Annotated in this window: 26 protein-coding genes and 1 tRNA gene; 17 read left to right on the forward strand and 10 right to left on the reverse strand. The window is 68.0% G+C overall.

From position 1 onward, the window contains the following. Positions 1-44 precede the first annotated feature (44 nt). The 5 genes from VF106_RS41140 to VF106_RS41160 are packed head-to-tail and all read left to right on the forward strand — an operon-like array spanning position 45 to position 3,445. Complete coding sequence (locus VF106_RS41140) at positions 45-710, forward strand: TetR/AcrR family transcriptional regulator (RefSeq protein WP_330845443.1); 666 nt, start codon at positions 45-47, stop codon at positions 708-710. Continuing rightward, the gene (locus VF106_RS41145) at positions 707-1,207 is read left to right on the forward strand and encodes a hypothetical protein (protein ID WP_330845444.1); all 501 of its coding nucleotides are present in this window, start codon (positions 707-709) and stop codon (positions 1,205-1,207) included. The genes VF106_RS41140 and VF106_RS41145 overlap by 4 nt, the downstream gene beginning before the upstream one ends. A 1-nt stretch (position 1,208) precedes the next feature. Next, positions 1,209-2,072, forward strand: a complete 864-nt coding sequence (locus VF106_RS41150) for a DUF1266 domain-containing protein (RefSeq protein ID WP_330845445.1) — start codon at positions 1,209-1,211, stop codon at positions 2,070-2,072. Then, on the forward strand, positions 2,069-2,950 hold the full coding sequence (locus tag VF106_RS41155) for a hypothetical protein (protein ID WP_330845446.1): 882 nt from the start codon (positions 2,069-2,071) through the stop codon (positions 2,948-2,950). Before VF106_RS41150 ends, VF106_RS41155 begins: the two co-directional genes overlap by 4 nt. Before the next feature lie 9 nt (positions 2,951-2,959). Beyond that, positions 2,960-3,445, forward strand: coding sequence for a DUF6328 family protein (locus VF106_RS41160; RefSeq protein ID WP_330845447.1), 486 nt, complete (start codon positions 2,960-2,962; stop codon positions 3,443-3,445). Here VF106_RS41160 and VF106_RS41165 read toward each other — a convergent pair. Continuing rightward, complete coding sequence (locus tag VF106_RS41165; RefSeq protein WP_330845448.1) at positions 3,442-4,071, reverse strand: hypothetical protein; 630 nt, start codon at positions 4,069-4,071, stop codon at positions 3,442-3,444. The genes VF106_RS41160 and VF106_RS41165 overlap by 4 nt on opposite strands. A gap of 112 nt (positions 4,072-4,183) precedes the next feature. Further along, on the reverse strand, positions 4,184-4,675 hold the full coding sequence (locus tag VF106_RS41170; protein WP_330845449.1) for a bifunctional DNA primase/polymerase: 492 nt from the start codon (positions 4,673-4,675) through the stop codon (positions 4,184-4,186). A 163-nt stretch (positions 4,676-4,838) separates the two neighbouring features. Here VF106_RS41170 and VF106_RS41175 point away from each other — a divergent pair, with 163 nt between their 5' ends. Then, the gene (locus tag VF106_RS41175; protein ID WP_330845450.1) at positions 4,839-5,324 is read left to right on the forward strand and encodes a methylated-DNA--[protein]-cysteine S-methyltransferase; all 486 of its coding nucleotides are present in this window, start codon (positions 4,839-4,841) and stop codon (positions 5,322-5,324) included. A gap of 302 nt (positions 5,325-5,626) precedes the next feature. Here the strand turns inward: VF106_RS41175 and VF106_RS41180 are convergent, their stop codons facing one another. Further along, positions 5,627-6,160 (reverse strand): bacterial proteasome activator family protein, encoded by a 534-nt coding sequence (locus VF106_RS41180; protein ID WP_330845475.1) that lies wholly within the window; start codon positions 6,158-6,160, stop codon positions 5,627-5,629. 76 nt (positions 6,161-6,236) lie between these two features. On the opposite strand from VF106_RS41180, the gene VF106_RS41185 reads away from it, so the two are divergent. Then, positions 6,237-7,445 carry a cysteine desulfurase-like protein gene (locus VF106_RS41185; RefSeq protein WP_330845451.1) on the forward strand — a complete coding sequence of 403 codons (1,209 nt, stop codon included), beginning with the start codon at positions 6,237-6,239 and terminating at the stop codon, positions 7,443-7,445. Here the strand turns inward: VF106_RS41185 and VF106_RS41190 are convergent. After that, positions 7,438-8,421 (reverse strand): NAD(P)H-quinone oxidoreductase, encoded by a 984-nt coding sequence (locus tag VF106_RS41190; RefSeq protein WP_330845452.1) that lies wholly within the window; start codon positions 8,419-8,421, stop codon positions 7,438-7,440. The two genes, VF106_RS41185 and VF106_RS41190, sit on opposite strands and share 8 nt — an antisense overlap. A gap of 149 nt (positions 8,422-8,570) precedes the next feature. On the opposite strand from VF106_RS41190, the gene VF106_RS41195 reads away from it, so the two are divergent. Next, positions 8,571-10,118 carry a M28 family metallopeptidase gene (locus VF106_RS41195; protein WP_330845453.1) on the forward strand — a complete coding sequence of 516 codons (1,548 nt, stop codon included), beginning with the start codon at positions 8,571-8,573 and terminating at the stop codon, positions 10,116-10,118. Positions 10,119-10,542: 424 nt separating this feature from the next. Here the strand turns inward: VF106_RS41195 and VF106_RS41200 are convergent, their stop codons facing one another. Then, on the reverse strand, positions 10,543-11,265 hold the full coding sequence (locus VF106_RS41200) for a TetR/AcrR family transcriptional regulator (protein ID WP_330845454.1): 723 nt from the start codon (positions 11,263-11,265) through the stop codon (positions 10,543-10,545). Positions 11,266-11,367: 102 nt separating this feature from the next. On the opposite strand from VF106_RS41200, the gene VF106_RS41205 reads away from it, so the two are divergent. After that, a complete protein-coding gene (locus VF106_RS41205) occupies positions 11,368-12,852 on the forward strand; it encodes an MFS transporter (RefSeq protein ID WP_330845455.1) in 1,485 nt (494 codons plus the stop codon). 633 nt (positions 12,853-13,485) lie between these two features. Here VF106_RS41205 and VF106_RS41210 read toward each other — a convergent pair. Continuing rightward, complete coding sequence (locus VF106_RS41210) at positions 13,486-14,619, reverse strand: glycosyltransferase family protein (RefSeq protein WP_330845456.1); 1,134 nt, start codon at positions 14,617-14,619, stop codon at positions 13,486-13,488. A gap of 66 nt (positions 14,620-14,685) precedes the next feature. Here VF106_RS41210 and VF106_RS41215 point away from each other — a divergent pair, with 66 nt between their 5' ends. From VF106_RS41215 to VF106_RS41235, 5 genes are all read left to right on the forward strand, one after another. Then, entirely contained in the window at positions 14,686-15,192 is a 507-nt protein-coding gene (locus VF106_RS41215; protein ID WP_330845457.1) for a SigE family RNA polymerase sigma factor, read from the forward strand. A gap of 448 nt (positions 15,193-15,640) precedes the next feature. Then, positions 15,641-15,725 (forward strand) — tRNA-Ser (locus VF106_RS41220). A gap of 430 nt (positions 15,726-16,155) precedes the next feature. Then, complete coding sequence (locus tag VF106_RS41225) at positions 16,156-17,163, forward strand: ArsR/SmtB family transcription factor (protein WP_330845458.1); 1,008 nt, start codon at positions 16,156-16,158, stop codon at positions 17,161-17,163. Positions 17,164-17,497: 334 nt separating this feature from the next. Continuing rightward, the gene (locus VF106_RS41230) at positions 17,498-18,190 is read left to right on the forward strand and encodes a pentapeptide repeat-containing protein (RefSeq protein WP_330845459.1); all 693 of its coding nucleotides are present in this window, start codon (positions 17,498-17,500) and stop codon (positions 18,188-18,190) included. A 259-nt stretch (positions 18,191-18,449) separates the two neighbouring features. After that, positions 18,450-19,601 (forward strand): ABC transporter substrate-binding protein, encoded by a 1,152-nt coding sequence (locus tag VF106_RS41235; RefSeq protein WP_330845460.1) that lies wholly within the window; start codon positions 18,450-18,452, stop codon positions 19,599-19,601. A 3-nt stretch (positions 19,602-19,604) separates the two neighbouring features. Here the strand turns inward: VF106_RS41235 and VF106_RS41240 are convergent, their stop codons facing one another. Together VF106_RS41240 and VF106_RS41245 are read right to left on the reverse strand one after the other, a co-directional pair. Continuing rightward, a complete protein-coding gene (locus tag VF106_RS41240) occupies positions 19,605-20,069 on the reverse strand; it encodes a MarR family winged helix-turn-helix transcriptional regulator (RefSeq protein ID WP_330845461.1) in 465 nt (154 codons plus the stop codon). Positions 20,070-20,123: 54 nt separating this feature from the next. Beyond that, positions 20,124-20,486: a winged helix-turn-helix transcriptional regulator gene (locus tag VF106_RS41245; protein ID WP_330845462.1), complete on the reverse strand. Its 363-nt coding sequence runs from the start codon at positions 20,484-20,486 to the stop codon at positions 20,124-20,126. A gap of 93 nt (positions 20,487-20,579) precedes the next feature. Here VF106_RS41245 and VF106_RS41250 point away from each other — a divergent pair, with 93 nt between their 5' ends. Then, positions 20,580-20,987 carry a RidA family protein gene (locus VF106_RS41250; protein WP_330845463.1) on the forward strand — a complete coding sequence of 136 codons (408 nt, stop codon included), beginning with the start codon at positions 20,580-20,582 and terminating at the stop codon, positions 20,985-20,987. Here the strand turns inward: VF106_RS41250 and VF106_RS41255 are convergent. Beyond that, the gene (locus VF106_RS41255; protein ID WP_330845464.1) at positions 20,977-21,711 is read right to left on the reverse strand and encodes a class I SAM-dependent DNA methyltransferase; all 735 of its coding nucleotides are present in this window, start codon (positions 21,709-21,711) and stop codon (positions 20,977-20,979) included. The two genes, VF106_RS41250 and VF106_RS41255, sit on opposite strands and share 11 nt — an antisense overlap. 277 nt (positions 21,712-21,988) lie before the next feature. On the opposite strand from VF106_RS41255, the gene VF106_RS41260 reads away from it, so the two are divergent. Then, entirely contained in the window at positions 21,989-22,522 is a 534-nt protein-coding gene (locus VF106_RS41260) for an RNA polymerase sigma factor (RefSeq protein ID WP_330845465.1), read from the forward strand. Beyond that, positions 22,519-23,673, forward strand: coding sequence for a hypothetical protein (locus tag VF106_RS41265; protein ID WP_330845466.1), 1,155 nt, complete (start codon positions 22,519-22,521; stop codon positions 23,671-23,673). Before VF106_RS41260 ends, VF106_RS41265 begins: the two co-directional genes overlap by 4 nt. Positions 23,674-23,718: 45 nt before the next feature. Here the strand turns inward: VF106_RS41265 and VF106_RS41270 are convergent, their stop codons facing one another. After that, a complete protein-coding gene (locus tag VF106_RS41270) occupies positions 23,719-24,195 on the reverse strand; it encodes a helix-turn-helix domain-containing protein (RefSeq protein ID WP_330845467.1) in 477 nt (158 codons plus the stop codon). Between the last annotated feature and the right edge of the window lie 21 nt (positions 24,196-24,216).

A 24,216-nucleotide genomic window follows, 5' to 3' on the forward strand; every position in this document is an offset into this window, starting at 1 on the left:
GACGGAAGGGGGCATACAAGGCGCGAATGGCGAGGTAGCAACGCGTGTCGCCACGATCGGCGAAGGTCAACCGGGAGCTCAGGGCGCAGTCGCGCGAGCGGATCCTCGACGCGGCACTGGCCGTGTTCGCCGAGAAGGGCTACCACAACGCGACGATCTCGGAGATCACCGCGCGGGCCGGGGTCTCTCGAGGACTTCTCACCTACTACTTCCCAGACAAGCAGCAGTTGGTGCACGAGCTGCTCAGCCGCTACCTCGACCGTGTCGCGCAGCTGACGAACGTCGTCGGCACCCCGGACGAGCGCCTCGGCGCGATCATCGACGGGGTCCTGCTCGCGGTGCACAAAAGCCAACCGCTGCAGCGGATGGTGCTCAGCCTGATGACCCACCCGTCGACCCATCCGGTCTTCGTGCAGGTGGAGCGCCAGAAGCACGACAGACTGGCCGCCATCGAGGACACCCTGCGCGAGCTGTTCGCCGCCCGCGGCGCCGCCGACCCGGCGCTGGAGGAGGTCATGCTCCGCAGCGTGCTCGAGGGCGTCATCTTCAAGGCGTCCGTGTACGCCGACGGCTACCCGCTCGAGCGGATGCGCCGCCGGCTCCATCAGATGTACGACCTACCCGCACCCGACCGTGCCCTGATCGACGAGGACCCACCACCGGTCGGCCGCCTGCGGGCACAGACAGGTTTCTTCCAGGAGGACAAGTGAACGCTGAGGCACTCGCCGCCAGCTTCGACAACCCGGCAGGCTTCGCGGCGGTGATCAAGGGGATGTTCTCGGGTGGCAAGGCCAAGAAGGCCCACGCCATCTGGACTTCCGCGCAGAGCAAGGGCGTCTATCCGGCCGTCGAGCTGCGGTTCTCGACGCACGAGTCGACCGGCTACGCCGTGATGGCCTTCTCCGACCGGGGACCCATCGACCTGAACACGCGGGAAACCCTTGCGGCACAAGCGGAACGCTTCCCGCTCGGCACTCTCAGATACGAGTCGTGGGTGTACTCGTCGCTGGAGCCGCACGGCTGGCACCCGCGGCTCAACTGGGACGCGAACGACCACACGATCGACGCGATCGCCGACCCGTTCCCCGGCATTCACGTGTTCACGGCCGTGACCAAGGCCAAGGGCGCCGACCGGCCGCTCGTGGCGCACTGCGTGGTCGACGGCAAGGACTACATCTACCCCATCCCCGGCGATCGGCTGCGCTGACATGATCGAGCAACTGCAACAGCAGATGGGCGGCGCGTTCTGGGTGGTCGCCATCGCCGCGCCGGTCCTGGTCCTCGTGGTGATCCTCCAGATCGTGTTCAAGACCCGGGCGAAGGTCAAGCAGGTCAAGCAGGTCTTCCGGTCCGGCTCCATCGTCACCGACAAGTCCGCGGCGACGACCGGGCCCATCGCGTTCGGGCTCGCGTGCGGCGCGCACATGGCCGTGAACCAGGGCGTGGCGTGGAACGACATGGAGGGCGTCGGCTTCGCCAAGCTGGAGCTGAAGATGGACCTCGCCGAGATGTGGGGCGTGCACGACCGCACCGACTGGCGCCGCGTCAGCGAGGCGAAACTCTCGCCGCAGACGGACAACCTGGAGCACGTCGCCGTCGAGCTGCGCCGCGAGGTCGGCGCGACCGACCACGCCGGCTGGCAGAAGGCGATCCACGAGGCGGCGAACATCGGGCGGGTGCCGCTGCACAGCGTGCCGGCACTGGTCGAGGCCGCGGAGCGGATCACGCGCTACGAGGAGCGGTTCCGCGCCGACGGCATGGTTTCCGGTGTGGTGTCGAGCGTTCGCGTGTACGACTGGGGTCGCGCGGTCAACCTGGCCCGCTGGGGCCTGCGGCTCGGCTACTGCGACCGCACCCAGGCGGAGAACGTGGTCCTGCGCGTCGGTGAGCTGTGCGCGACGCACTACAGCTCGTGGGCGGACCTCTCCGCCGGATTCGCCATGGGGCGCCTGCTGTTCTTCGACGACGAGGACTTCCCGGTCCACTACGTGACCGTCCGGGAGGCACACCGCAAACTCCTCACCGAAGCGGAAAGTCCATTCCGGACACTGCCCTGGCCGGCCAGACGATGAGCTGGCCCGAAACCGTCGCAGAGCGGCGGATGCTGCTCTTCGCGGTGCTCATGGGACTCGTCATCGCCGGCTGGATGTTCTACTTCATGAGGAACGCCTGGCTCAAGACGTGGGAGGAACGCGAGCGGCGCAGGCCAAAGCCGGACAACCCGGTGTACGCCGGCGCCGCGCCGCCCACCGGCCCGTACGTGGCCGCACTCGGCGTCGGCGCGATCCGGGCGGCCGAGTACGAGGAGCCGGTCGACAAGCTCGACTACACCCGCTCGAAGAAACGCGCGCAGGCGCTGCTGGTCGAGGAACTCGGGGAGAGCGCGCGCGACAACGTGCCACGAGCGCTCCGCGCGTTGCTCGGCGGCGAGGCCGAGGATCCCGCCAGCGGCATCGCGCTGGTGGAGGAGGCGTTGCGGCAGCGCACGAAGTCCGGCCCCGAACTGTGGACGTTCGCGTTGGAACAGTTCGCCACCGCGCGCGGCCTGCCTTACGCCGAACGGCAGTCGATGCTCGCGATCGCCGTGGACATCGGCCGCGCGGAGGACCGGCTGCGGCTCGACGGGCTGCTGGGACCGGGCGAGTACATCCCGTCACTGCTGGCCAACCACTGGGCGGACGGTGTCCACGTCGTCCGGTGCGCGATGCGGGCCGGCTGGCTGCCGACGCCGCAGGGGCTCGAGTACCTGGAACGGGCCGGCGGGTTGACCGCGAAGTGGTACCCGACGTGGTCCACGGTGATCAGCGCACAGCTGCTGCCGGCGTTACTGAGCGATGACGCCGCGGAACTGGTGTGGCGGGTGCCGGTGGCGCGGCGCCTGATGAGCGACGGGCCGAGCCCGTTCCGGGTGCCGCTGCGCGGCGGTTTCGGGCTGGCGGGCACGAGGTAATCCAGGGGAATGGCGGTCGAGACCCACGAGAGCACGGAGTCCAAGGACGAGCGGTTGGCTCGCAACGTCAGCGAGCTGCTGCAGGAGCTGCGCGTCGCACAGGCCGGCGTGCAGTTCCTGTTCGGCTTCCTGCTCGCGGTCGCGTTCACCGAGCACTACGCCCGCGCGTCCGGGTTCGAGCAGGTGGTGCACCTCGTGGCGGTGGTGTTCGCGACGGCGTCCGTCGCGCTGTTGACCGCGCCGGCGGCCTGGCACCGGCTGCTGTTCCGTCAGGGCCAGCGCCCGGAGATCCTGCGCGTGGCGAACGTGCTGATGGTCGCTGGCCTCGTCTGTCTCGCGATCGCGATGACGGCGACGGTGCTGCTGCTGTTCAAGGTCGTCGTCGGCACCGCGATCGCGACCGTCTTCGCCGTGCTGGTCGCCATCCTGTTCGCCGTGCTGTGGTTCGTGCTCCCACTGCGCACCCGCCGCAACGGGGACGGGAACGGTGACTAGTTGATCAGGTCGTCGTACCACTCGCTGATCGAGTCGCGGTCGGCGTCCGGAGCGTCCTCGAGCGTGTCGAACAGCTCGTTCGTGTCGTCGCCGTCCTCGCCGCGCGGCTCGTAACCGCTGCCCTCGTCGCTGTCCGTGGGCATCCCGGGGTTGCTGTTGGCGTCGGTGTCGTCGTCCGAGCCGTGGCCCTCCGGTGTGTCACCCGGCGCCTCGCCGTCCTCTTCCTGGTCGGTGCCGTACGGCTCGTAGCCGTTGTCCGTTTCGGGCGAGTTGGGATCCGTGTCGTCGGCCGGTCCGGGTGACGGCTGCGGCGTCGGCTCCGGCTGCGGCTGCGGTGCCGACGCCTGCGGGCTGCCGCCCTGGCCGTGCGCGTTCCAGGTGCCCATGCCGGTCGGGTCGTGGTAGGCGTCCTCCGCGATCCCGTCGTCGTTCTGGTCGAGCACCGCGGTGTCGGCGACGCCGTCGCCGTCCGAGTCCCACATGACGTCGTCGACCCGGCCGTCACCGTCGAAGTCCAACGCGACGGCGTCCGCCGTGCCGTCGCCGTCAACGTCGACGTTCGCCTCCGAGTGGTGGACGTTCGGGGCGCTCTCACCGGTGCCGAACGAGTACTCGATGTCGGGCATGTCTCCCCCCGGGGCCGGGTCGGTTGTCTGGAACGTAGATGCACGGCGTGCCGCTGCGGTTCCGTTGGGGAGTCTGCCAGTTCTGCCCTGGTACGACGACGAAATGTTCCGGTCAGGCCGCCAGGCGGTGCTGCGCGGTGAGCCGGCGCGTCATCCCGATCACGGCGTACGCCGGCGGCAGCGACCGCATCGGGTTGGGCGGCTCGAGCCAGTGCCAGTGCGTCCCGGACCGCACATGCGGGCTGGTGGGCACGACGACGTGATGGCCGTGCGGCACGACGAGCACGTGGACGTCGGAGAGGTCGGCCGCGATGTTCGGTCTCAGCCGGTCGATTGGTTTCGTGAAGAACGTCCAGTAGCCGCCGTCCGGGTCGGCCATCACCGGACCCAACAGCAGTGCGATGCACAGCTCGGCACGCACCAGCGCACCAAGACGCGCCGGCATCCGCACGGCGTCGATGGTGTGGCCGACCGCGACGGTGAGTACCCGCTCACCGACGCGAACGGAGACGGGCCAACCGAGCAGTTCCTCATAGGTGGCGCGGCCGCGGGCGAGTTCTCGGAGCCACGCCGGCGCTGACCGGTTCGTGATCGAGGTTGTCATGGTGATTCCCGGGTGGTTCGGCGCGCCGGAGTCGAACTCCGACGTTCCTCAGGCTTCCACGACGCGGATGACGGACGATGGAGCTTCCGTGGAGCCTCCGTCAATGCATGTGCATGTCCGAAAACGGCCAGCCTCGACGCGCCGACACGGGCACGGTAGAGGCATGCGGACACACACGGTGATGGACAGCCCGGTGGGCCCACTGACGCTGGTGGCCACCGACGGCGTGCTGAGCGGCGTGTACATGGACGAACAACGCCACCGTCCGATGGCGGAACTGTTCGGCCCGCGCGACGACAGCCACTCACACGACGCGATCGAGCAGCTGGCGGCGTACTTCGCCGGCGACCTGAAGGAGTTCGACGTCCCGCTCACGTTGGCAGGCACGGACTTCCAGCGCCGCGTGTGGACCGAGCTACGCCAGATCCCTTACGGCGAAACGATCAGCTACGGCGAGCTGGCGCAACGCCTCGGTCGGCCATCCGCGTCCCGCGCGGTGGGCACGGCCAACGGCAGGAACCCGATCAGCATCATCGTCCCGTGCCACCGGGTGATCGGCTCGACCGGCAGCCTGACGGGCTACGGCGGCGGCCTGCCGCGCAAGCGCTACCTGCTGTCGTTCGAACGAGGCGAGCCGGCACTGCTGTAGTTGTCCACAGGCGGGCCCCGACAACCCAGAAACCGTCGTACCCCACCGCTAGGCTGGAAATCGGGGGGCCCCAGGCGCACGAATGGGACTTTCGCTCGGGTTGGGCGGGTGAACTGTTTGCCGGTTGCCTGTTGTGTGGCCAGAAGTGTCGGTGCTCGCCGTTACGCTGGATTCCGGGGGCCGGACGCATTTCTGGTTCCGCGGACAGACGCCTGGTCAACCCGCCGCCGAATGCCCTGAAGGGCCACCCTCGCCAGAGACCGAACCCGACGCTCGCCGCTGGAAACCGGGAGCCAGAGGCGTCAGAGGTACTGCCCGGTTCCCCGAAGCCCGTGCCCCTCGGCGCCTTCCCCACCGGAAACCCCAGGCGGCAGCCCGCGCCGCATCTGCTCCAGCTGCGTTCGCGCCGCCATCTGCTGGGCGAACAGCGCCGTCTGGATCCCGTGGAACAACCCCTCGAGCCAGCCCACCAGCTGGGCCTGCGCGATCCGCAGCTCGGCGTCCGACGGCGTGTTCTCCTCGGTGAACGGCAGCGACAGCCTTTCGAGCTCCTCTTGCAGCTCCGGCGCGAGCCCGTCCTCCAGCTCGGCGATCGACCGCTTGTGGATCTCGCGCAAACGATTGCGGGAGGCATCGTCCAGCGGTGCGGCCCGGACCTCCTCGAGCAGCTGCTTGATCATCGTGCCAATGCGCATGACCTTCGCCGGCTGCTCGACCATGTCGGCGATCTGCTCACCGGCGGTGCCGTCCTTGAGCGCCGCGGCGCCGACCGGGGTGCCGTCCGGCCCCATCACGACCACGTGCTGCGGCTGCTCGTCGTCCTGGTCACGGTTCATCTGCACGGGTCCGAGAGTAGCCGTCACGAGCACCCCGCAAACGAGGCCCCCGCGCGCCTCCGTACGGTGTGGTGCCATGGCGTTCGACGTCGCTGCGATTCGGGGCTGGTTCCCCGCGTTGGGTGATGGCTGGATTCATCTGGACGCCCCCGCCGGCATGCAGGTACCCGAACAGGTCGCCACCGCCGTCTCCACGGCCCTGCGCGCCCCCGTTTCCGGCCCCGGCGGCGTGTTCCCCGCCTCGCAGCGCGCGGAGGCCATCGTCGACGCCGCCCGCCGCGCCATCGCCGACCTCGTCGGGTGCGACCCGGCCGGCGTCGTGCTCGGGCCCAACCCCGCCGTGCTGCTGCAGCGCGTCGCCGAGGCCGTGGGCGCCGGCTGGGTGATCGGCGACGAGCTGGTCGTCTCCCGGCTCGACCACCAGCAGAACATCGCGCCGTGGCTCGGGGTCGCCCAGCGGGCCGGCGCCACCACGCGCTGGGCGGAGATCGACATCGAGACCTGCGAGCTGCCGGCCTGGCAGTACGAGGGACTCATCAACCACCGCACGAAGGTCGTCGCCGTCACGGCCGCCTCCGGCGTCGTGGGCACCCGCCCGGACCTCAACAAGATCACCGCCCTCGCTCGGGAGGCCGGTGCGCTGGTCGTGGTCGACGCCTCGTCCGCGGCGCCGTTCGTGCCGATGGACATCAAGGCCATGGGCGCCGACGTGGTCGCCGTCAACGCCTCCGCGTGGGGCGGCCCGACCGTCGGCGCGCTGGCGTTCGCCGACCCCGGCCTCATCGAGCGGCTGCCGGCCTGCTCACTCAGCCCGAACCAGTCCGGGCCGGGTCGGCTGGAGCTCGGCCCGCACGCGTACCCGCTGCTCGCGGGCCTCGTCGCGTCCGTCGACTACCTGGCGAGCCTCGACGACGCCGCGACCGGCACCCGGCGCGAACGCATCCAGACCTCGATCGGCTCGGCCAAGTCGTACCAGGCCGGCATGCTCGGCAAGCTCATCTCCGAGCTGCGTGGCCTGCTGCACGTCACGGTCATCGGCGACGCCATGCGTCGCATCCCCGCGCTCGCGTTCACGGTCGCCGAGGTCAAGGCGTCCACCGCGATCGTGCACCTCGCCGACCGCGGCGTCTGCGCGTTCGCCGACGACGTGCCCAGCGGCGTCTTCGCGGCACTCGGGGTCGCCGAGGTGGGCGGCGCGGTCCGCGTCGGCCTCGCGCACTACACGACCTCCGTGGAGATCGACGCGCTCGTCGAAGCGGTCGCCGCCCTGACCTCGATCAGCTAGGCATCCTCAGTACGAGTTTGCCCAGCACGCCGCCCTCTCCCAGCTTGCGGTGCGCGTCCGCGGCCTGTTCCACCGGCAGCACCTCGTGGACGATCGGCTTGACCGCGCCGGCCTCGACGAGCGGCCACAGTCGCGTCGTGACCTCGGCGCAGATCGCGGCCTTCTCGGCGACCGGCCGGTACCGCAGCGAGGTCGCGGTCACCGTGCCGCTCTTCGCCAGCAGCTTGCCGATGTTCAGCTCGCCCTTCACCCCGCCCTGCATGCCGATCACGACCAGCCGGCCGAGCCGGGCGAGCGCGTCGACGTTGCGGGGCAGGTACTTCGCGCCCATGTTGTCGAGCACGACGTCCGCGCCGTGCCCGTCCGTGGCCGCCCTCAACTCCTCGACGAAGTCCTGTTCGCGGTAGTTGATGAGGATGTCCGCCCCGAGCTCCCCACACGTCGCCAGCCGTTCCGCCGAGCCGGCGGTCACCGCGACCCGCGCGCCGAGCGCCTTCGCGACCTGGACCGCATGCGTGCCGATGCCGCTGGCGCCGCCGTGCACGAGCAGCGTCTCACCGGCCTCGAGCCCGGCCACCATCACGACGTTCGACCACACCGTGGCCGCGACCTCCGGCAGCCCGGCCGCGGTCACCAGGTCCACACCGGCCGGCACCGGCATGACCTGCCCCGCCGGCACGACGACCTTCTGCGCGTAGCCGCCTCCCGCCAGCAGCGCGCAGACCTCGTCACCGACCGCGAGCCCCTCGACGCCATCACCCAGCGCGACGATCCGGCCCGAACATTCCAATCCGGGCACGGTGGTCACTCCCGGTGGCGGCGCGTAGTTGCCCTGGCGCTGCAACAGGTCTGCCCTGTTCACCGCCGTTGCGACGACATCCAGCAGAACCTCGCCTGGACCGGGCTGCGGATCAGGCTGCTCCGTCCAGCTCAAGACTTCCGGACCACCCGGCTGGCTGATCGTGATCGCGTGCATGGGAAGACGTTAATCGAGCGGGGTAACAGTCTGTTGGAGGGTCTTGACCAGCGGGTGAGTTCGGACAAGGGTGTGCAAGCCGGACGCGGTGATCGCACTCGGGGGAGATCATGCGCCGGTGTCTGAGCCTGTGATCGAGAGGAATCTTCATGCCGTCCACCAAGACGACATCCCGGGTCGGGGGCGCGCTGGTCGCGGTCACGACCTTCCTGGGAGTCGCGGTCGCGCCCGTATCGGCGGCACCCGCGGCTTCGGCACCGATCCCCGACGGTCCTGCCCTGGCCCGCCAGCTGGTCAGGAAGGTGGACGTGGCCAACACGAACCGCCACCTGATCGCGCTGCAGCGGCTCGCCGACCGCAGTGGCCGTAACCGCGCGGCCGGCACGGCCGGGCACATCGCGTCCGCGGAGTACATCGCCACGAAGCTCGAGGCCGCCGGTTTCGTCGTGGAGCGCCAGGAATTCCCGTTCGTGTATGACGAGACCCGCGGACAGTCACTGACTGTCAACGGCGTGACCGTGCCGATCATTCGGATGAGCTACAGCAACTCCACGCCGGCCGGTGGCGTCACGAGCACGCTGCACGTCGTGCCCCTCGACGCGACCCCGGGTTGCGAGGCGACCGACTTCGCCGGTGCCGCGGGCAAGGTGGCGCTGGTCCAGCGCGGCGGCTGCACGTTCGGCCAGAAGGCGGTCTCCGCCGCCGAGGCCGGTGCGCTCGCGGTGATCGTCTACAACAACGTGCCGGGCTCGGTGAACGGCACCCTCGGCGCGCCGGTTCCGGCCGCCGCTCCGGCCGGTGGTGTCACGCAGGCCGACGGCCAGGCCCTGTCCACACAGAACGGCGCCCCGGTGACGATCAACCTCCAGGGCTTCATGGAGGACCGCACCTCCTACAACGTGGTCGCCGAGACCAAGACCGGCAAGAAGAACAACGTGGTCATGGCCGGTGCGCACCTCGACAGCGTCTCTGTTGGACCGGGCATCAACGACAACGGCTCGGGTTCGGCCGCTCTGCTGGAGACCGCGCTGCAGCTCGGCAGCTCGCCGGCCGTCAACAACACGGTGCGTTTCGCGTGGTGGAGCGCGGAGGAGCTGGGCCTCGTCGGGTCCGAGTACTACGTCCAGAACCTGGACTTCGAGCAGCAGCTCGACATCGCGCTGTACCTGAACTTCGACATGATCGGCTCGCCGAACGCCGGCTACTTCGTGTTCGACGGTGACGACTCCGACGGCGTCGGCGCCGGTGCCGGCCCGTACGGCTCGGCGCAGATCGAGGCCGCGTTCACCTCGTACTTCGACTACGTCGGCATTCCGTTGGAGGGCAAGGACTTCGACGGCCGCTCCGACTACGGCGAGTTCATCCTGAACGGCATTCCGGCCGGTGGCCTGTTCACCGGCGCCGAGGTCGTGAAGACCGAGGCCCAGGTGGAGAAGTGGGGCGGCATCGCCGGCCAGGCGTACGACCCGTGCTACCACCAGGCGTGTGACAACCTCGGCAACATCGACCGGGTGGCGCTGGACGCCAACTCGGACGCGATCGCGTTCGTGCTCGGTTCCTACGCGATCAGCACCGAGGACATCAACGGCGTGCCGGCGAGGGCGTCCCGGGCCAAGACCCGTGCCGCCGCGGCTCGTTCCGCGGCCGCGTCGCTGGCGGGCGCTGAGGCGGACGACCACCACGGCGTGTTGATCTAGCAACGCGCGACAAGGCCCGCATCCAGGCAGAAAAACACCTGGGTGCGGGCCTTTCGCTGCCGCACCCAGGTTTGTCGTCGGTCGTGGTGTTCGTCGTCTTCCAGACTGGCGTGGATCCTTTCCGGACACTTTCCGACAGTGTCCTGAATGGAGGGATCAACATCGTCGTGGCGTGCGGGACGTGCGTTGGTCACACTCGCACACCCAACTCTGGTGCTGCTCCGCAGTCGCGACCGAGTCGATGCTGTCGTCTCAGTCGCGGGGTCGCAGCGGACGGCGATCCACCACGTCCTCTACCTGAATTGCCACGGCACCACCTGCCCTTCCCGGCGGGCTCTTCGCATCAGCCGGCCGTGGTTCAAGCATGCACCCGTGTGGTGGCAGTCACAACCCCATCACGATGTCCTGAACCGGTGAAAGAGCATTACTGTCCGAAGCGGACGGTCGCGGCGCGTGCGGCGAGCCCGTCGAGCACGCGCTGTAGGCCGTAGTCGAAGTTCTCGTCGCGAACCTTCTTCGGGTTCCGGTCCTTCATCGCGTCGAACCCCGCCCGGATCATCGGAAACTCGCCGGTCCGCTCCCAGATCGCGTGCTGTAGCAGCACAGCGAGGTGCTTCTCGACCGATCCCGACCGTTTCACCATTGCCAGGTAGGCGGTCTCGCTGACCGCTATCCCGATCACGTACGAGAGCATGGCGTTCATCGCCTGGTCCGCCTCGACCGCGTCGAAACCGGCGGCGATGAGCACGCGCAGCATCTTCTCGCTGAGTCGCATCACGTTGGGCCCGAGGCCGGCCTGGCCGAGCACCGGTCCGACCCACGGATGCCGCAGGATCATGGCCCGCACGCTGTGCGCGGTCTTCTCCGCCGCGGGCCGCCAGTCCCTCCCCACGACGTCCGGCACCTCGACCTCGCCGTAGACCACGTCGACCACCAGCTCGATCAGCTCGTCCTTGTTCTTGACGTGCCGGTAGAGCGAGGTGGCGCCGGCGCCGAGCCGCGCGCCGAGCTTGCGCATGCTCAGTTGCTCCATGCCTTCCTCGTCGAGCAGCTCGAGCGCCGCACGCACGATCTGCTCCGTGGTCAGGCCCGGCTGCTGCTCCTTGGGGCGTCGCGCCCACACCGACGGGAGAGGTTCCTCGGTCATGCCCCCAGTCTAGCGCACGGCGTGCGCACTTGCGCACACTGTTCCTTCATGCGTACAGTGTGCGCACTAACGGAACACCGTTCGCATCCTGGAGGTAAACTCATGGAAGCCCGCGACCCGCGCAGGTGGTGGATCCTCGTCGTCCTGTGTCTCAGCACGTTGGTGCTGGTCATCGACAACATGGTGCTGACGGTGGCGGTACCGCCGCTGGCCGAGGACCTGCACGCCAGCGCACAGGACACGCAGTGGATCCTCGACTCCTACATCCTCGTGTTCGCAGGCCTGTTGCTGACCTCGGGCAGCCTGTCCGACCGGTTCGGCAGGCGAAGAGTCATGATCATCGGCTTGGCGCTGTTCGGCGCGGCCTCACTGCTGGCCCCACTGGCCAGCACCCCGACGGAGCTGGTGCTGGCCCGTGTGGTGATGGGCGTCGGCGGCGCACTGATCATGCCGAGCACCCTCTCGATCCTGATCACCGTCTTCGACGACGCGGAGCGCCGCAGGGCGATGGCGGCGTGGAGCGCGGTCGCCATGCTCGGCCTGGTCGGCGGCCCGGTGCTCGGCGGCGTATTGATCGACGCGTTCTGGTGGGGCGCGGTGTTCCTGATCAACGTCCCGGTGGCGGTCCTGGCCATCATCGCCGCCGTGGTGTTGATGCCGGAGTCGAAAGGCCCGTGGCGCAAGGCGGACCCGCTGGGCGCGATCCTGTCCGCGGTCGGCATGACCGCACTCGTCTGGACGATCATCGAGCTGCCCAAGCACGGTCTGGCCGATGTCCGCACCCTGGCGACGCTGACCGTGGCAGTCGCCGCCCTGGCCGGCTTCATCGTCTGGGAACGCCGCACGCCGTCGCCGATGGTGCCGCTGATCCTGTTCCGCAACCGCAACTTCAGCGGCGGCAGCTTCGCGCTGACGCTGGTACAGATCGGCAACGGCGGCCTGCTTCTCGTGCTGACGCAGTACCTGCAGTTCGTCCTCGGCTACTCACCCATGACGGCCGGCCTGGCGTTCATCCCACTCGCTCTGGCTTCGCTCATGTTCAACACGATCGGCGCGATACTCGGCCAAAAGATCGGCAACCGCGCCATGGCGGCAACGGGCCTCACGGTCATGGCGGTCGCTTTCGCAGTACTGGCAACAGTCTCCGCGGACGATGGCTTCCTGGTGGTCGGCGCAGGCCTGCTCCTCCTCGGCGCGGGCGGCGGCCTGGCCATGCCGGCAGCAATTTCCATGCTGATGGGCGAGGTCCCACCAGAGCAGGCGGGCGTGGGCTCCGCACTGAACGACACGATCCAACAGGCCGGCGCCGCACTGGGCGTAGCCATCCTGGGCAGCGTCGTATCAGGCGTGTTCACCTCCAACATGCCGGCCAACAGCCCAACCTCAATCGGCGACGCCCTCGCCACCGGCAACCCAACCCTGGCAACAGCAGCCCGCGAGTCGTTCACCACAGCAATGTCCACAAGCTTCGCGATCACCGCATGCGCTGTGCTGGCCGCCGCCGTGCTGGCACTGTTCGTACTCCGCGACCGCAAGCCCACAACCACCCCCACCGAGCCAAACGACCGCGAACTAGTAGCGGCGTGAGGAACCCCATGCGGTCCGACCCCAACATGACCGGCATGTTCCGCCTACGTGCCCAAGCAGCGGGGTCGGACCAAACAACTCCGCGCTGCCGGACCGCTGATCACCCGTCTGATTCGGACTCTCGCCGCGGTCACCCAGCCGCTACTGCGCTTCCATTACCGCTACTTCTTCTGGGCCATGCGTCTCTACCTCGTGGCCCCGCCGAAGGGATGCCGATCATGTGGTGTCTGGCCACCCCCAAACGCGAGGCGATGCAAGCCCTACTCGAGTCGACGTCGGTGTGCACCCGGTCCGCCCGCCCCGCGCCGGGGGTCGCCGCGATCTAGCCAACACCCGCATCGACGCACCCCGCAACGATCCCCCGAGGCAACCTGGCCCACCTGCGGTTGCGGGGTATCAGGTGCACCATCCCGGAGAGGTTGACCAGATCCGCAACCCGCAAGAACAAGAGGAGCCTTGCCAGGTCAGCCGGCATAGCTTCAGCGGTTCGGTCCCCGTTGAGCAGGACGGCGCCGATGTAGGCAAGCTGGCTGTGGAACCGCACTGTGACCTCGGCAAGTCCGGATCACCCGCGCCAGCTTGCGGCCTTCCCTCTTCGACAACGCCCGGACGAACACCTACTGCGAAGATCCACTAGATGGCGTATCGCCAAGCGGTCAGTGCGTAGCCGCCGAACCAGCCTGACAGCACAGCGGTGGCGGCCAGCACCGCCAGCACCGTGCTGGTCCGTCGCCTCGCCAGACCGACGGCGACCGGTAGGAGCAGCGTGAACGCGGGCACGAGCAGTCGCATCTTGGAATAGGTCACACCGCTGGACCCGGCCGTCATCACGAACAGCCCGATGCCGTAGACGACCAGTGGCCACGGCATTCTGCGCACCACCGTGACCACGCAGAGCGCCAGCGCGCCGAGGATCACGAGCACGTTCGTCGTCTCCATCACCGAGGCGTCGGACGTGAGGACGTTGCCGACGAACTCACCGGTCGCCTGCCCGCCGTCGAACCCCGTGCCCCACCCGGCCAGCTGCAGTTCGAACCAACCGAAGAGGCTGCCTGTGCGGTCCGCGACGAAGAGCAGGAACCCGCCGAGCCCCAGCGGGCAGATGATCGCGGCGAACAGCCCACGCGAGGTGCGGCCATGCAGGAGCACCGCCAGGACGACGATCGCGATCAGCACACCCGCGCTCGGCCGCACCAGCCCGGCACCGACACAGCACGCCGCGGCCAGCCACCACCTGCGCTCCATCACGCCAACCAGCACCCAGGCGGCACACGCGCTGAACAACGCCTCGGAGTAGAACATAGACAAGGTCACGGCCATCGGCGTCGACGCGAACAACGCCACACAGATCAGCCCGACCCGCCGGTCGCCGGCTAGGCGCGCGATGCCGTACGCGGCGACGACGCCCGCGCCGAGGCTGATCGCCAGACCGACGAACGGCAGCGAGGCCGAGGTGAGCCAGCCTCCCAGCGCGACCAGCATCGGGTAGCCGGGGAAGAACGCCAGCGTCGTGTTCGGTGTGGAGTTGCCGGCCGCGTCCACGAGCCCGTCACCGGTCGGTGCGTAGCCGCGCTCGGCGATGCCGAGGTACCAGTCGCCGTCCCACGACGTCAGCACGTCCAGCAGCGTGCGGTCGTGGGTCGCGGCAAGCACCGACAGCACGACCAGCCCGACCAGCCGAACGGCGAGATAGATTCCGGCCGGGGCGAGCATGTGCCTGGTCAGTCTCTCCACACGCGACTCGGTGACGAGGAGTTCCGTTTGCATGTGGCTATCTATGCCGCGACGACACTCGGGGGTTGCACGGAGTTTCCGCTGGCATACTCGACGTCGATGACCACCGGGGGCGACGACTTCAGCGCGTACTTCGCGGCGCGGGCGCATACCCTGCGGGCCACGGCGTACCTCCTGTGCGGCGATTGGCACCGGGCCGAGGACATCACCCAGACGGCCATGACCAAGCTGTACCTCGCGTGGCCACGGCTGCGGGACCATGGCATGGACGCCTATGCACGCAAGGTCGTCGTACGGACGTTCCTCGCCGAGAACCGGCGGCTCTGGCACCGACGCGAACATCTCACCCACGAACCGCCGGAACCGGTCTCGGACACCGGTGATGTCACCCAGCGCCTGCTGGTGGAGGCCGCGCTCGCCACCGTGCCGCCGCGGCAGCGAGCGGTGCTCGTGCTGCGCTACTGGAACGACCTGTCCGTCGAGGACACCGCCGACGTGCTCGAATGCTCAACCGGCACGGTGAAGAGCCAAGCCGCGCGGGGCATCGCAGCACTCCGCAAACGACTCGGCCCGCACTTCGACATGCTGTCCAAGGACGGGAGGTGACCCGTGAACCGAGACGATGAGCAGATGAGAGCGTTGCTCGCCGAGGTAGGTGGGCAAGAGGGACCACCGCTGGGTTTCAGTGCAGCCGGAATCGCCCGCCGCAGCCGCCGCATCAAACTCGCACGCTGGGGCGCCGGTGTCGCAGGCAGCGTCGTGGTGGCCGCCATCATCACGTTCTCCGTGGCCCTGGCAACAAACCGCCCCGCCCCACCAGCAACCCCACCACCAGCCACCGCCACAACAACCGATTCCCCAGCAGCCACCGAGACCCCAACCACCACCTCAACCACAACCGCCACGACCACGGACGGCATAACCGGGGGCCCAGCGCCCACCTGAGCCGCCCTGCTCGACGGCAGCGAGTACGTGCCCCTCGCGGCATGCGACCACCCCAAAGCACCGGCCACCACCCACCACCGGCACGACCACCCGCTACCCTGCAGGGCAGGGAGGCGTGGCAGAGCGGCCGAATGCACCTGTCTTGAAAACAGGAGTCCTTCACGGGACCGGGGGTTCAAATCCCTCCGCCTCCGCTTCAGGCCTTTGACCAGCGGAAACGTTGGTCAGGTCACCCTTCCGGAGTGCTCAGTTGAGCGGGCACAGCGCTTCCAGTGCACCCGACCTGGTGATATTTCGACACCAGGATGGAGATCATGAAAGCGCGTTACACGGCCCCGGCGAGTGGATCGAGACTTGCCTGTACGCGGTGCGCCGGCTCGGCGGGTGGGCGCAGAGCCAGGAGGAGCTGCTCGACCCGATCACGACTCGCGACGAGCGCCGTGTGTAGACGTGATCCGCAACTTCCGATCAACAAGAAGCCTTCCCCGCCAACACATCCAGACCTGGATGAAACGGCTCGCTGGCGACATTGCAGATCGTCCACATGAAGAGGCCACGATGGACTGAAGCAGCGATACTCCTCTATGTCTGTGAGTTGAAGGATAGGTTGGGTGGGCACAGGCGATGGGGGACACCGTGTTGCGCATTCATTTCTCGACCGAGGATCTGTTGCGGATCCGGATCGCGGCGGAGCCGCATCCCATGTGGGAGGCCCTGTTGAGCCTCCATATGGCGCAGACCCGCCAGGGGGAGCACGTTTTCGGACTGTGGCGGCGGTCACTGCGTGCCCGGCTGGCGCCGTGGAGCGGGCTGCTTCGCACGCTCTACCGCCCGAAGGGCTACTCGCCGGACTTTCTGACCCCGGCAGCCGACGTGCCCGACTTCGACACCGGGCTCGAACTGCTCATGAGCACACCGAAAGCGAGGCTCCACGCCGACATCGCGGAACTCGCGGCCGAGATCGCCCTGCCGACCTGGGCACGCGGCATCGCGGCCGGCGAGCCAGAACCCATGGGACGCCTGCGGGAAGCGCTGACGCACTACCACGCGACCGCCCTCCAACCGCACTGGGTGAGCATCCGCCACCACGTGCGCGCGGACCGCGACAAGCTGGCCGACGTCGCCGTGGCGGCCGGCTTCGAGTCCGTGCTCGCGACACTGCACCCGACGGTCAACTGGCGTGCCCCCGTGCTGGACGTCGCCTACCCGGTCGACCAGGACCTGCACCTGGAGGGCCGGGGGATCGTCCTGCTGCCGTCGTTCTTCTGCTGGTCCAACCCGATCACGTTGCTGAACCAGTCCGACACACCGGTGCTGGTCTACCCGGTCGAACGGGACCCCGACTGGGCGCTCGGCTGCTGCACGGACCTCGACGCCCGCACCCGGTCGCTGACCGCGTTGCTCGGCCACACCAGGACGGCCGTGCTCCGCGCCATCGCCGACCGGGCCCGGCTCACCACCACGGACCTCGCCAGGACGATCGGCATCTCGCTGGCCGGCGCCAGCCAGCACGCCACCGTGCTGCGCAACGCCGGCCTGGTGACCACCATCCGGCACCGGGGATCCGCACTGCACCAGGTCTCCGCCCGTGGCACCGCGCTGCTTGACCAGTGCTCGGCGGTCGCCGGCTGAGGTCGGCCATGCCGTGCGACAGCGCCGGATCACTATGGGAGACAGTTGGTGATCGAGTGGACCCAACCCCACGCGACGCCCGGCTTCGCTCATTGATCGCAGTCTCCTACGCGGTCGGAATACCGGCATGGAGCACTGGTCCGGGCATTGAGATGTTGGGGCTGGCACTTCAATGAACGCACGAGATAATGACGCCATGTCAGACGTTCGTCGGCCGGTTGCTCCTCGTCCGTCGCGGGGTGTCGCCGGTCGGCGTTCGCCCCGTGTGGGTCTTCGCCAGCCTGTGGTCGAACGGCGGGTGCTGGATGAGCGAAGTCGGCTTGAGAAGTTCTGGGTGAAGTTCAAGGAGTATGGGACAGCTGCGGCGTTGGGCAGCGCGATAACCTTTGCGGCTGGTTTCTACTTCGACTTCATTGACGTCGAGATGAAGTCCCAGGAGCAAGCCGCCAGCAGGATACGTGATGCGCAGGAGAAGCTTGACTCACCCACGATCTCGGATCAGTTGAGCGGTATCGATGACTTCCAGCGGATCGCGGAGGACTATCCCGATCATGCGCTGAAGAGGGCGATCGATCGGATCGCTGTCTTCCTCCAGCTCCGCACCGACGTTCGCAAGGACCCGACGTGTGGTTCGCCTGACACTACGCGGCTGGCGACGTCGGCGTTGAAGGCCATCGGCGAACTGAATGATGCGAGTGTCGGCATTATCGACCTGCGGTACACGTGCTTGACCAATGTCGACGTCGCGGGGTTGAACCTGAGGGACGTGGATTTTGCCAAAGCCAACCTCAGTCACGCCGCGTTTGTCGAGACCGACCTGCGTGGCGCGCGTTTCGACTACGCGAACCTGGACGGCACGCAGTTCGCGGAGGTCAACCTGGCGGCATCGTCGTTGTGTTATGCCGACTTCTCGCACGTCGACTTCCGATCGGGAACGATCTTGACGGACGCGCTGGTCGACACCTCGACGGTCGAGTCCCTCGCCGGTGGAGCTACGGACGTCTCGCGAACGAGTCCCTGCCCCTGACTTGCCATGCGGGGCGGTCATCCGCATATTTCTACGCTAATGATATTAATGATCCAGTGGGCATAAAGACCTGAGCCACCCGTTTGGGTGATAGCTGCAACAGGTATTCACCCAAACGGGTTGATGCTGGCTACTGAACGTACTTGAAACGCCCTGGCCTGGGTCGATAAGTCGTGTCTCTGATCGAATTTCTCATGTTCCCAACAGGTTGGGTGATGGGCGAGTGTCGCGGCGACCCCGGCTGTGGGACCATCCCGACATGGTGTCCCCGCCAGCGGAAAGCCTGGTTGGCCGTCATCCTCGTCGCACCTTCGCACTGGGACTGACGGTGACGGTGGTGGCTGCCGCTCTGACTTCATCGCAACTGCAATGGAAGCCACTGCTCGAAAAGTCGTGGCTGACGGTGGCCGCGATGGGCGTCACTGACAGCCTGATCGTCCGGTTGGGCGCACGCATGGGCTTTTTTCGCGATGAAGGGCTGGATATCGGCTTCGACGACATCAAGATCGTCACCAGTGGACCCGAGTCGTTGAGGTTGTTGGACCGCGGGGACGTCGACGTGGCGTACTCGACCTACGTCCCGTTTGTGTTTTCGGCTCTTGATCCGAAAATTGACGACGTCGCGGTTGTCGCGCCCACGTCTTCGGCCCGTCCACACAGTTGCGTGATCGTGGCGAACCCTGTCTCCGGGATCAAGTCGCCGCAGCAGCTTGTTGGCAAGAAGGTGGCCGTGACGGCCGAGGAAAGCCAGTCGGCGGCAATGCTGTCTGCCAGGTTGCTGGAGGTCGGCATCGATCCAGACGATGTCGACATCGTCTCCGTTCAGTTCTCCGAGATGGTTCGTCGGGTCGAGGATGGGACGCTCGACGCCGCCTTCCTGACGGACCCGTACCTGTCGATGGCGACAATCGACTACGAGGCCGTCGAAGCTTTTGATATAGGCGCCGGCAAGTTGTTCGGTATTCCGACCGCCGGGTTCGGCGCCAAGGTCAAGTTCAAGGAAGAGCATCCGAACACGGTGGCGGCTTTTCGTCGGGGAATGAAGCGAGCGACCGAATATGCGCGGGCGCACTCGAAGGATCTCGCCCGCGAGGTCTGGGAAAGTGCCGGCATTCGTAAAGACGTGGCTTTGCGGGGAACGAAGCTGCACCTCGAAACTCGAATCGACGAGAGTGAGCTACAGCGAGTTCCTGACCTCATGCGCGACGTTGGCATGACGAAGGGCAGCGTCGATGCCGGGGACCTGCTTGTCAGCTGGCCGACGTCGACCGGCCACGACTCTCAGTCGGCACGGCTGCCGACTCTGGTGGGGGTCGGGTTGGCGGGTCGGTACATCACGTGTCGTCGGGTGTCCAGCGTGCGACGACAGGCACTTCGTTCGCACAAGCGCCACTCCCCGGTGCGCGCATAGCCCCTATTCGCCGTCGGAGAGGTGGGTCAGTACTCGTTCGAAGATGTGTGCCAGCGCCGCCTGGTCGCTGTCGCTGAGCAGGTTGATCAGGTGTGCCCGCACGCCGGTGACATGCGTCGGGGCGGTTTCGCGGAGGCGGGCTCTGCCAGCTTCCGTGATCTCGGCGAACACGCCGCGGGCGTCGTCGCCGCATTCGGTTCGCTGGACGAGGCCGGTGGCTTCCATACGGGCGATCTGGTGGGACAGACGGCTCTTCGACGACGCTACCTCGCCGGCGAGTTGGGCCATGCGCATGCGGCCGCCCTCTCGCTCGGACAGTCTGACCAGCACCTCGTAGTCCGCGAGTGCCAGCCCGTGTTGGTCCTGCAACTCTCGGTTGAGTTGTTTGCGGAGCAATTCGCTGGCGATCACGTACGCGCGCCAGGCCCGCATCTCGCCGTCGTCGAGCCAGTGCGGTTCGCTTGTCATCGCGGTCACCTCGCCAAGCCTAGAACCTGCTGCTTTCGCCGGCAGGCGCGGCGTTCAGCCGTCGAAGCGGCGGCGGGACGCTTCGATGTGGCCGAGGTAGCGCTGCGTCCAGTCGCACATGCCGTCGACCGTCTTGCGCAGGCCCTGGCCCGCCGCGGTGAGGGTGTACTCGACCCGCGGCGGCACCGTCGGGTGCACGTCTCGCAGAAGCAGGCCGTTGCGTTCCAACATGCGCAGGTTCTGGGTGAGCATCTTGTGGCTGATGCCCTCGACCTCGCCCCGCAGCTCGCCGAAGCGGAGGGTGCGTTCACCCAGCGCCTCGATGATCAGGAGTGCCCACTTGTTGGCGACGTCCGAGAAGATCTCCCGCGCCAGCGAGTCGGCGCGTGCCAGGTCGGACGAGCTCTTGGTCACCATGAGGTTCCTCAGTCACTAAAAAGTGCGTTCTTCCACGTCAGCGCCCACTCTCCTATGGTTCCTGAGTAACCACAAGAGAGTAAGGGGACAAACATGGCCATCACACTGGTGAACCCGCGCGGGCTGCCGGCGATCGACTCGTACCGGCAGGTGGCGGTCGCGGAAGGGACGAGGACGGTGTTCGTCGCCGGGCAGGTTTCATGGGACGCCGACGGGGTCACGGTCGGCGAAGGGGATCTCGCCGCCCAGGTCGAGCAGTGCTATCTCAACGTCGGCAAGGCTCTGGCCGACGTCGGTGCTTCCTTCGCGGACGTGGCGCGACTGACCGTCTACGTCGTCGACTGGACTCCCGACAAGCTGTCCGACTTCCTGGCGGGGGTCGAGCGGGCGACCGCGAAGTTGGGGGTGACCCCGGTGCCGCCGGCCACCCTGCTGGGCGTGGCGGCGCTCCACATCCCCGATCACCTGGTCGAGATCGAGGCCATCGCGGTCATGGACTGAGCGGTTTGCGGTAGATCGACACGTGTAGCTCGGACTTCGGACCGAACGCGCCGCCGTGCCAGTCGGCCCAGCGGTGTTCCAGCTCCAGGCCGGCGAGGCGGGCCATCAGGTCCATCTCGTGGTGGGTGACGTGCCGGCCGGAGATCGGGTAGAACTTCGTGCCGGTCGGCTCCATCGCCACCCACGTGCCCGTGTACAGGGAGGTCGCGCGGTCGATCAGGCCGCCGGCCAGGATCAGGCGGTCCTCCTCCACCTGCACGACCGCCATTTTGCCCCGATCGGGTGACGGCGGATCGACCACGACGGTCTCCAGCACGAACCGGCCACCCGGCCGCAGGTGAGCCGCCGCGTTGCGGAACAGCGTGACCTGATCCTCCTGCGTGGTCAGCACGAAGATCGAGTTGAACGCGATGAAGGCGAGCGAGAACTCCCGCTCCAGCGACACCGTCGTCATGTCCGCCTCGACGATGGTGACCGCCGACGTCTTCTCCCTCAGCTTCGCCAGCATCTCCGGGCTGATGTCGACGCCGACGATCTCGACGCCGCGTTCGGCCAGCGGTACCGCGAGCCGCCCCGTGCCGACCCCGAACTCCAGGACCGGCCCGCCCTCGGCGAGGTCGGCCAGCGCGTCCACCGCGCCCTTGTCGTCCATGATGTCCGCGGACCACTCGTCGTAGGTGTCCGCCCAGCGCGCCCCGAAGAGGCGCGGATCAAATGTCCCCATGACGCCAACCTGGCAAAAGCAGCCCGGCGGCGCCAACCGATTCGTCCCAGGACGTAACGAGGGCCGTTCGTAACGTTTTGACCGTCGATTTCGCTCAGTGTGTTTGTTACTCTCTGCAAGCTTCGTGTGCCTCGGTCCGAGGGGCTGGCCTGGGGGGACAGATTCTGGTGTGCCGTTGCGGCCTGGCTCGCAAATTCGGGTGTGAGATTCCGTGAGCTCGCGCGTTCTCCCTGATGACACGGCGGAACCGGACTCGGAGCGTGGGCAGGAAACCGACATGACGGCGACTGACCTCACCGAGGCGCCGGCACAACCGTTCGAGCAGGTGTACCGCGACCACGCCGCTCGAGTCTTCCGGTACTGCCTGTCGCAGGTGAGCAACCGCGGCGACGCGGAGGACCTCGCGGCGGACGTGTTCGCCGCCGCGTTCCACGCCTTCGCCACGGCGGACCTGACGCCGGGGGCCGAGCTGGCCTGGCTGTTGCGGATCGCCCGTAACGCGGTCATCGATCACCGGCGCAAACACACGCGCAGGTCGGCCCTGATCGCGAGGTTCTTCGGCGGCGAGACCGAGGCGGACCCGAAGGCGAACGTGGAAGGTGAGGTCGTGTTACGGGACGAGGTGCGACGGGCGCTGGCCGCCATGGTGCACCTGTCCGACAAGGACCGTGTGGTCATCGGTCTGCGGATCGCGGCCGGCCTGCCATACGCGGAGGTCGCGGCTGTGCTCGGGGTTTCGGAGCACGCCGCGACGATGGCGTGCAAACGGGCACTGGCTCGGCTGCAGCGGCACCTGGGGGAGCCGCGATGAGCCGCATAGACGAGAACGAGCTGCGCGCCCTCTTCGAGGAGATCGAGGCGCCGGACAGCCTCGATCGCTGGCGGGAACGCATCGCCGACGTGCACGCGGCCGAGCTGGACGAGCCACCGCAGAGCAACGGCGCCAAGGTCATCACGCTGCCCACCGACCGCGAGCTGCGTCCGCACCGTCCGACGAAGCGTTCGGTCGCCGTGGCCGCTGCCGCCGCGGTGCTCGTCGGGCTCGCCGGTGTCGTGGTCACCACCCAGCTGCTCAGCGACGCGCCGCCGGCCGACCCGACGATGATCATCGACGGGCCGGACAACAACACGGCCACCTCGCTCCCGCCGCCCACGTCGCGGGACGAGAACAACTCGGGGACGACGACCACGCCGCCACCGTCCTCCGGGCCGGACCAGCCCAACTCCAACGGCGAGACCCCGGGTGGCGATCGGCCCAACGACACCGGCGGTACCGACATCCCCGAAGGGCCCAGCGGGAACGAGCCGTCCTGGCCGGCCATGGTCGGCGACCCGACCGCCGCCAACACCGGTGTCCCGCTCGCCGCGAGCCTTGCCGACCACCAGGGCGACCTGCGGATCACCACGGCCGGTCAAGTGGTCGCCGACCTGCGCGTGAACGGCTCGGTCATCGTCGACGCGCCGAACGTGACGCTGAAGCGGGTGCAGGTCGTGGCCTCGTACGGCGCGCCGGCTGTCCGGCAGAACGCGGCCAACCTGACCATCGAGAACAGCGAGCTGAGCGGCGGCTCCTCGGTGGCCCAGAGTGCGAGCGGGCTGGTCGTCCGGCGCAGCCGGCTCGAGTCCGGGGTGACGATCACCAGCGGTGCCGAGCTTTACGACAGCTTCCTGAACACGGCCGACGTGCTGATCCCGTCCGGTGCCAACTCGGTTCTGTTGCGGCACAGCGTGATGGGCAGGGTGACGATGAACGATCTTGACGCCCCCATCCGCGGCGTCACCATCGAGAACAGCCTGCTGACCCAGGTGGACGCGCCGACCGACCCGGGTTCGGCGAGCATTCACGTGCTGGGCAACCGGTTCCGCAGTAGCGCGCCGAGTACCGGGTGGGACCCCAACGCCACGGACTACGTCTGGGCCGACAACACCAACGCGGACACCGGTGCGTCCGTCCACTGGTGATCCCTCGCCGCGGGCACGCCCCCTGGTCGCACCCGCGGCGAGGGGTCAGACCGCCACGGACACCTCTTTGGCGCCGTCGCCCTCGACCCCCAGAGCGGTCAGCAGCCGGACGAGCACCTCACCCGGGTCGGCCGTTGTGGCAAGTCCCCGCAGGTCCACGGGCTGCCAGCCGTCCCGCTGGGCCCGGGCCACGAGCTGGCGCAGGTTGTCCGCCACCGTGACGTGCATCCCCCGATGCGACGCCGCCTCCGTGATCGGTGTTGGTGTGCCGAGCCGCGCCGCGTACTCGAACTCGGCGCGGGCGGAACCGGCCAACCCGAGCGCGTCCGCGAGCAGGCGGACCGAGTCCCGGCGCGGCTTGCTGACCCGGCCGCTCTCCAGGTTCTGGATGCTGCGCGGGCTGAGCCCCGACCGCTCGGCCAGGCCCTCCTGCGTCAGGTGCGCCGCGTGCCGCCACCGCTGCACGAGTGCGGCGAACGACATGTCCGACCAGTTGTCTCTACTCGACTCATCCCCACTCATCGCGCCCCTCCGTGCCACCGA

Source organism: Actinophytocola sp. (assembly GCF_036378875.1).
Classification (GTDB): Bacteria; Actinomycetota; Actinomycetes; order Mycobacteriales; family Pseudonocardiaceae; genus Actinophytocola.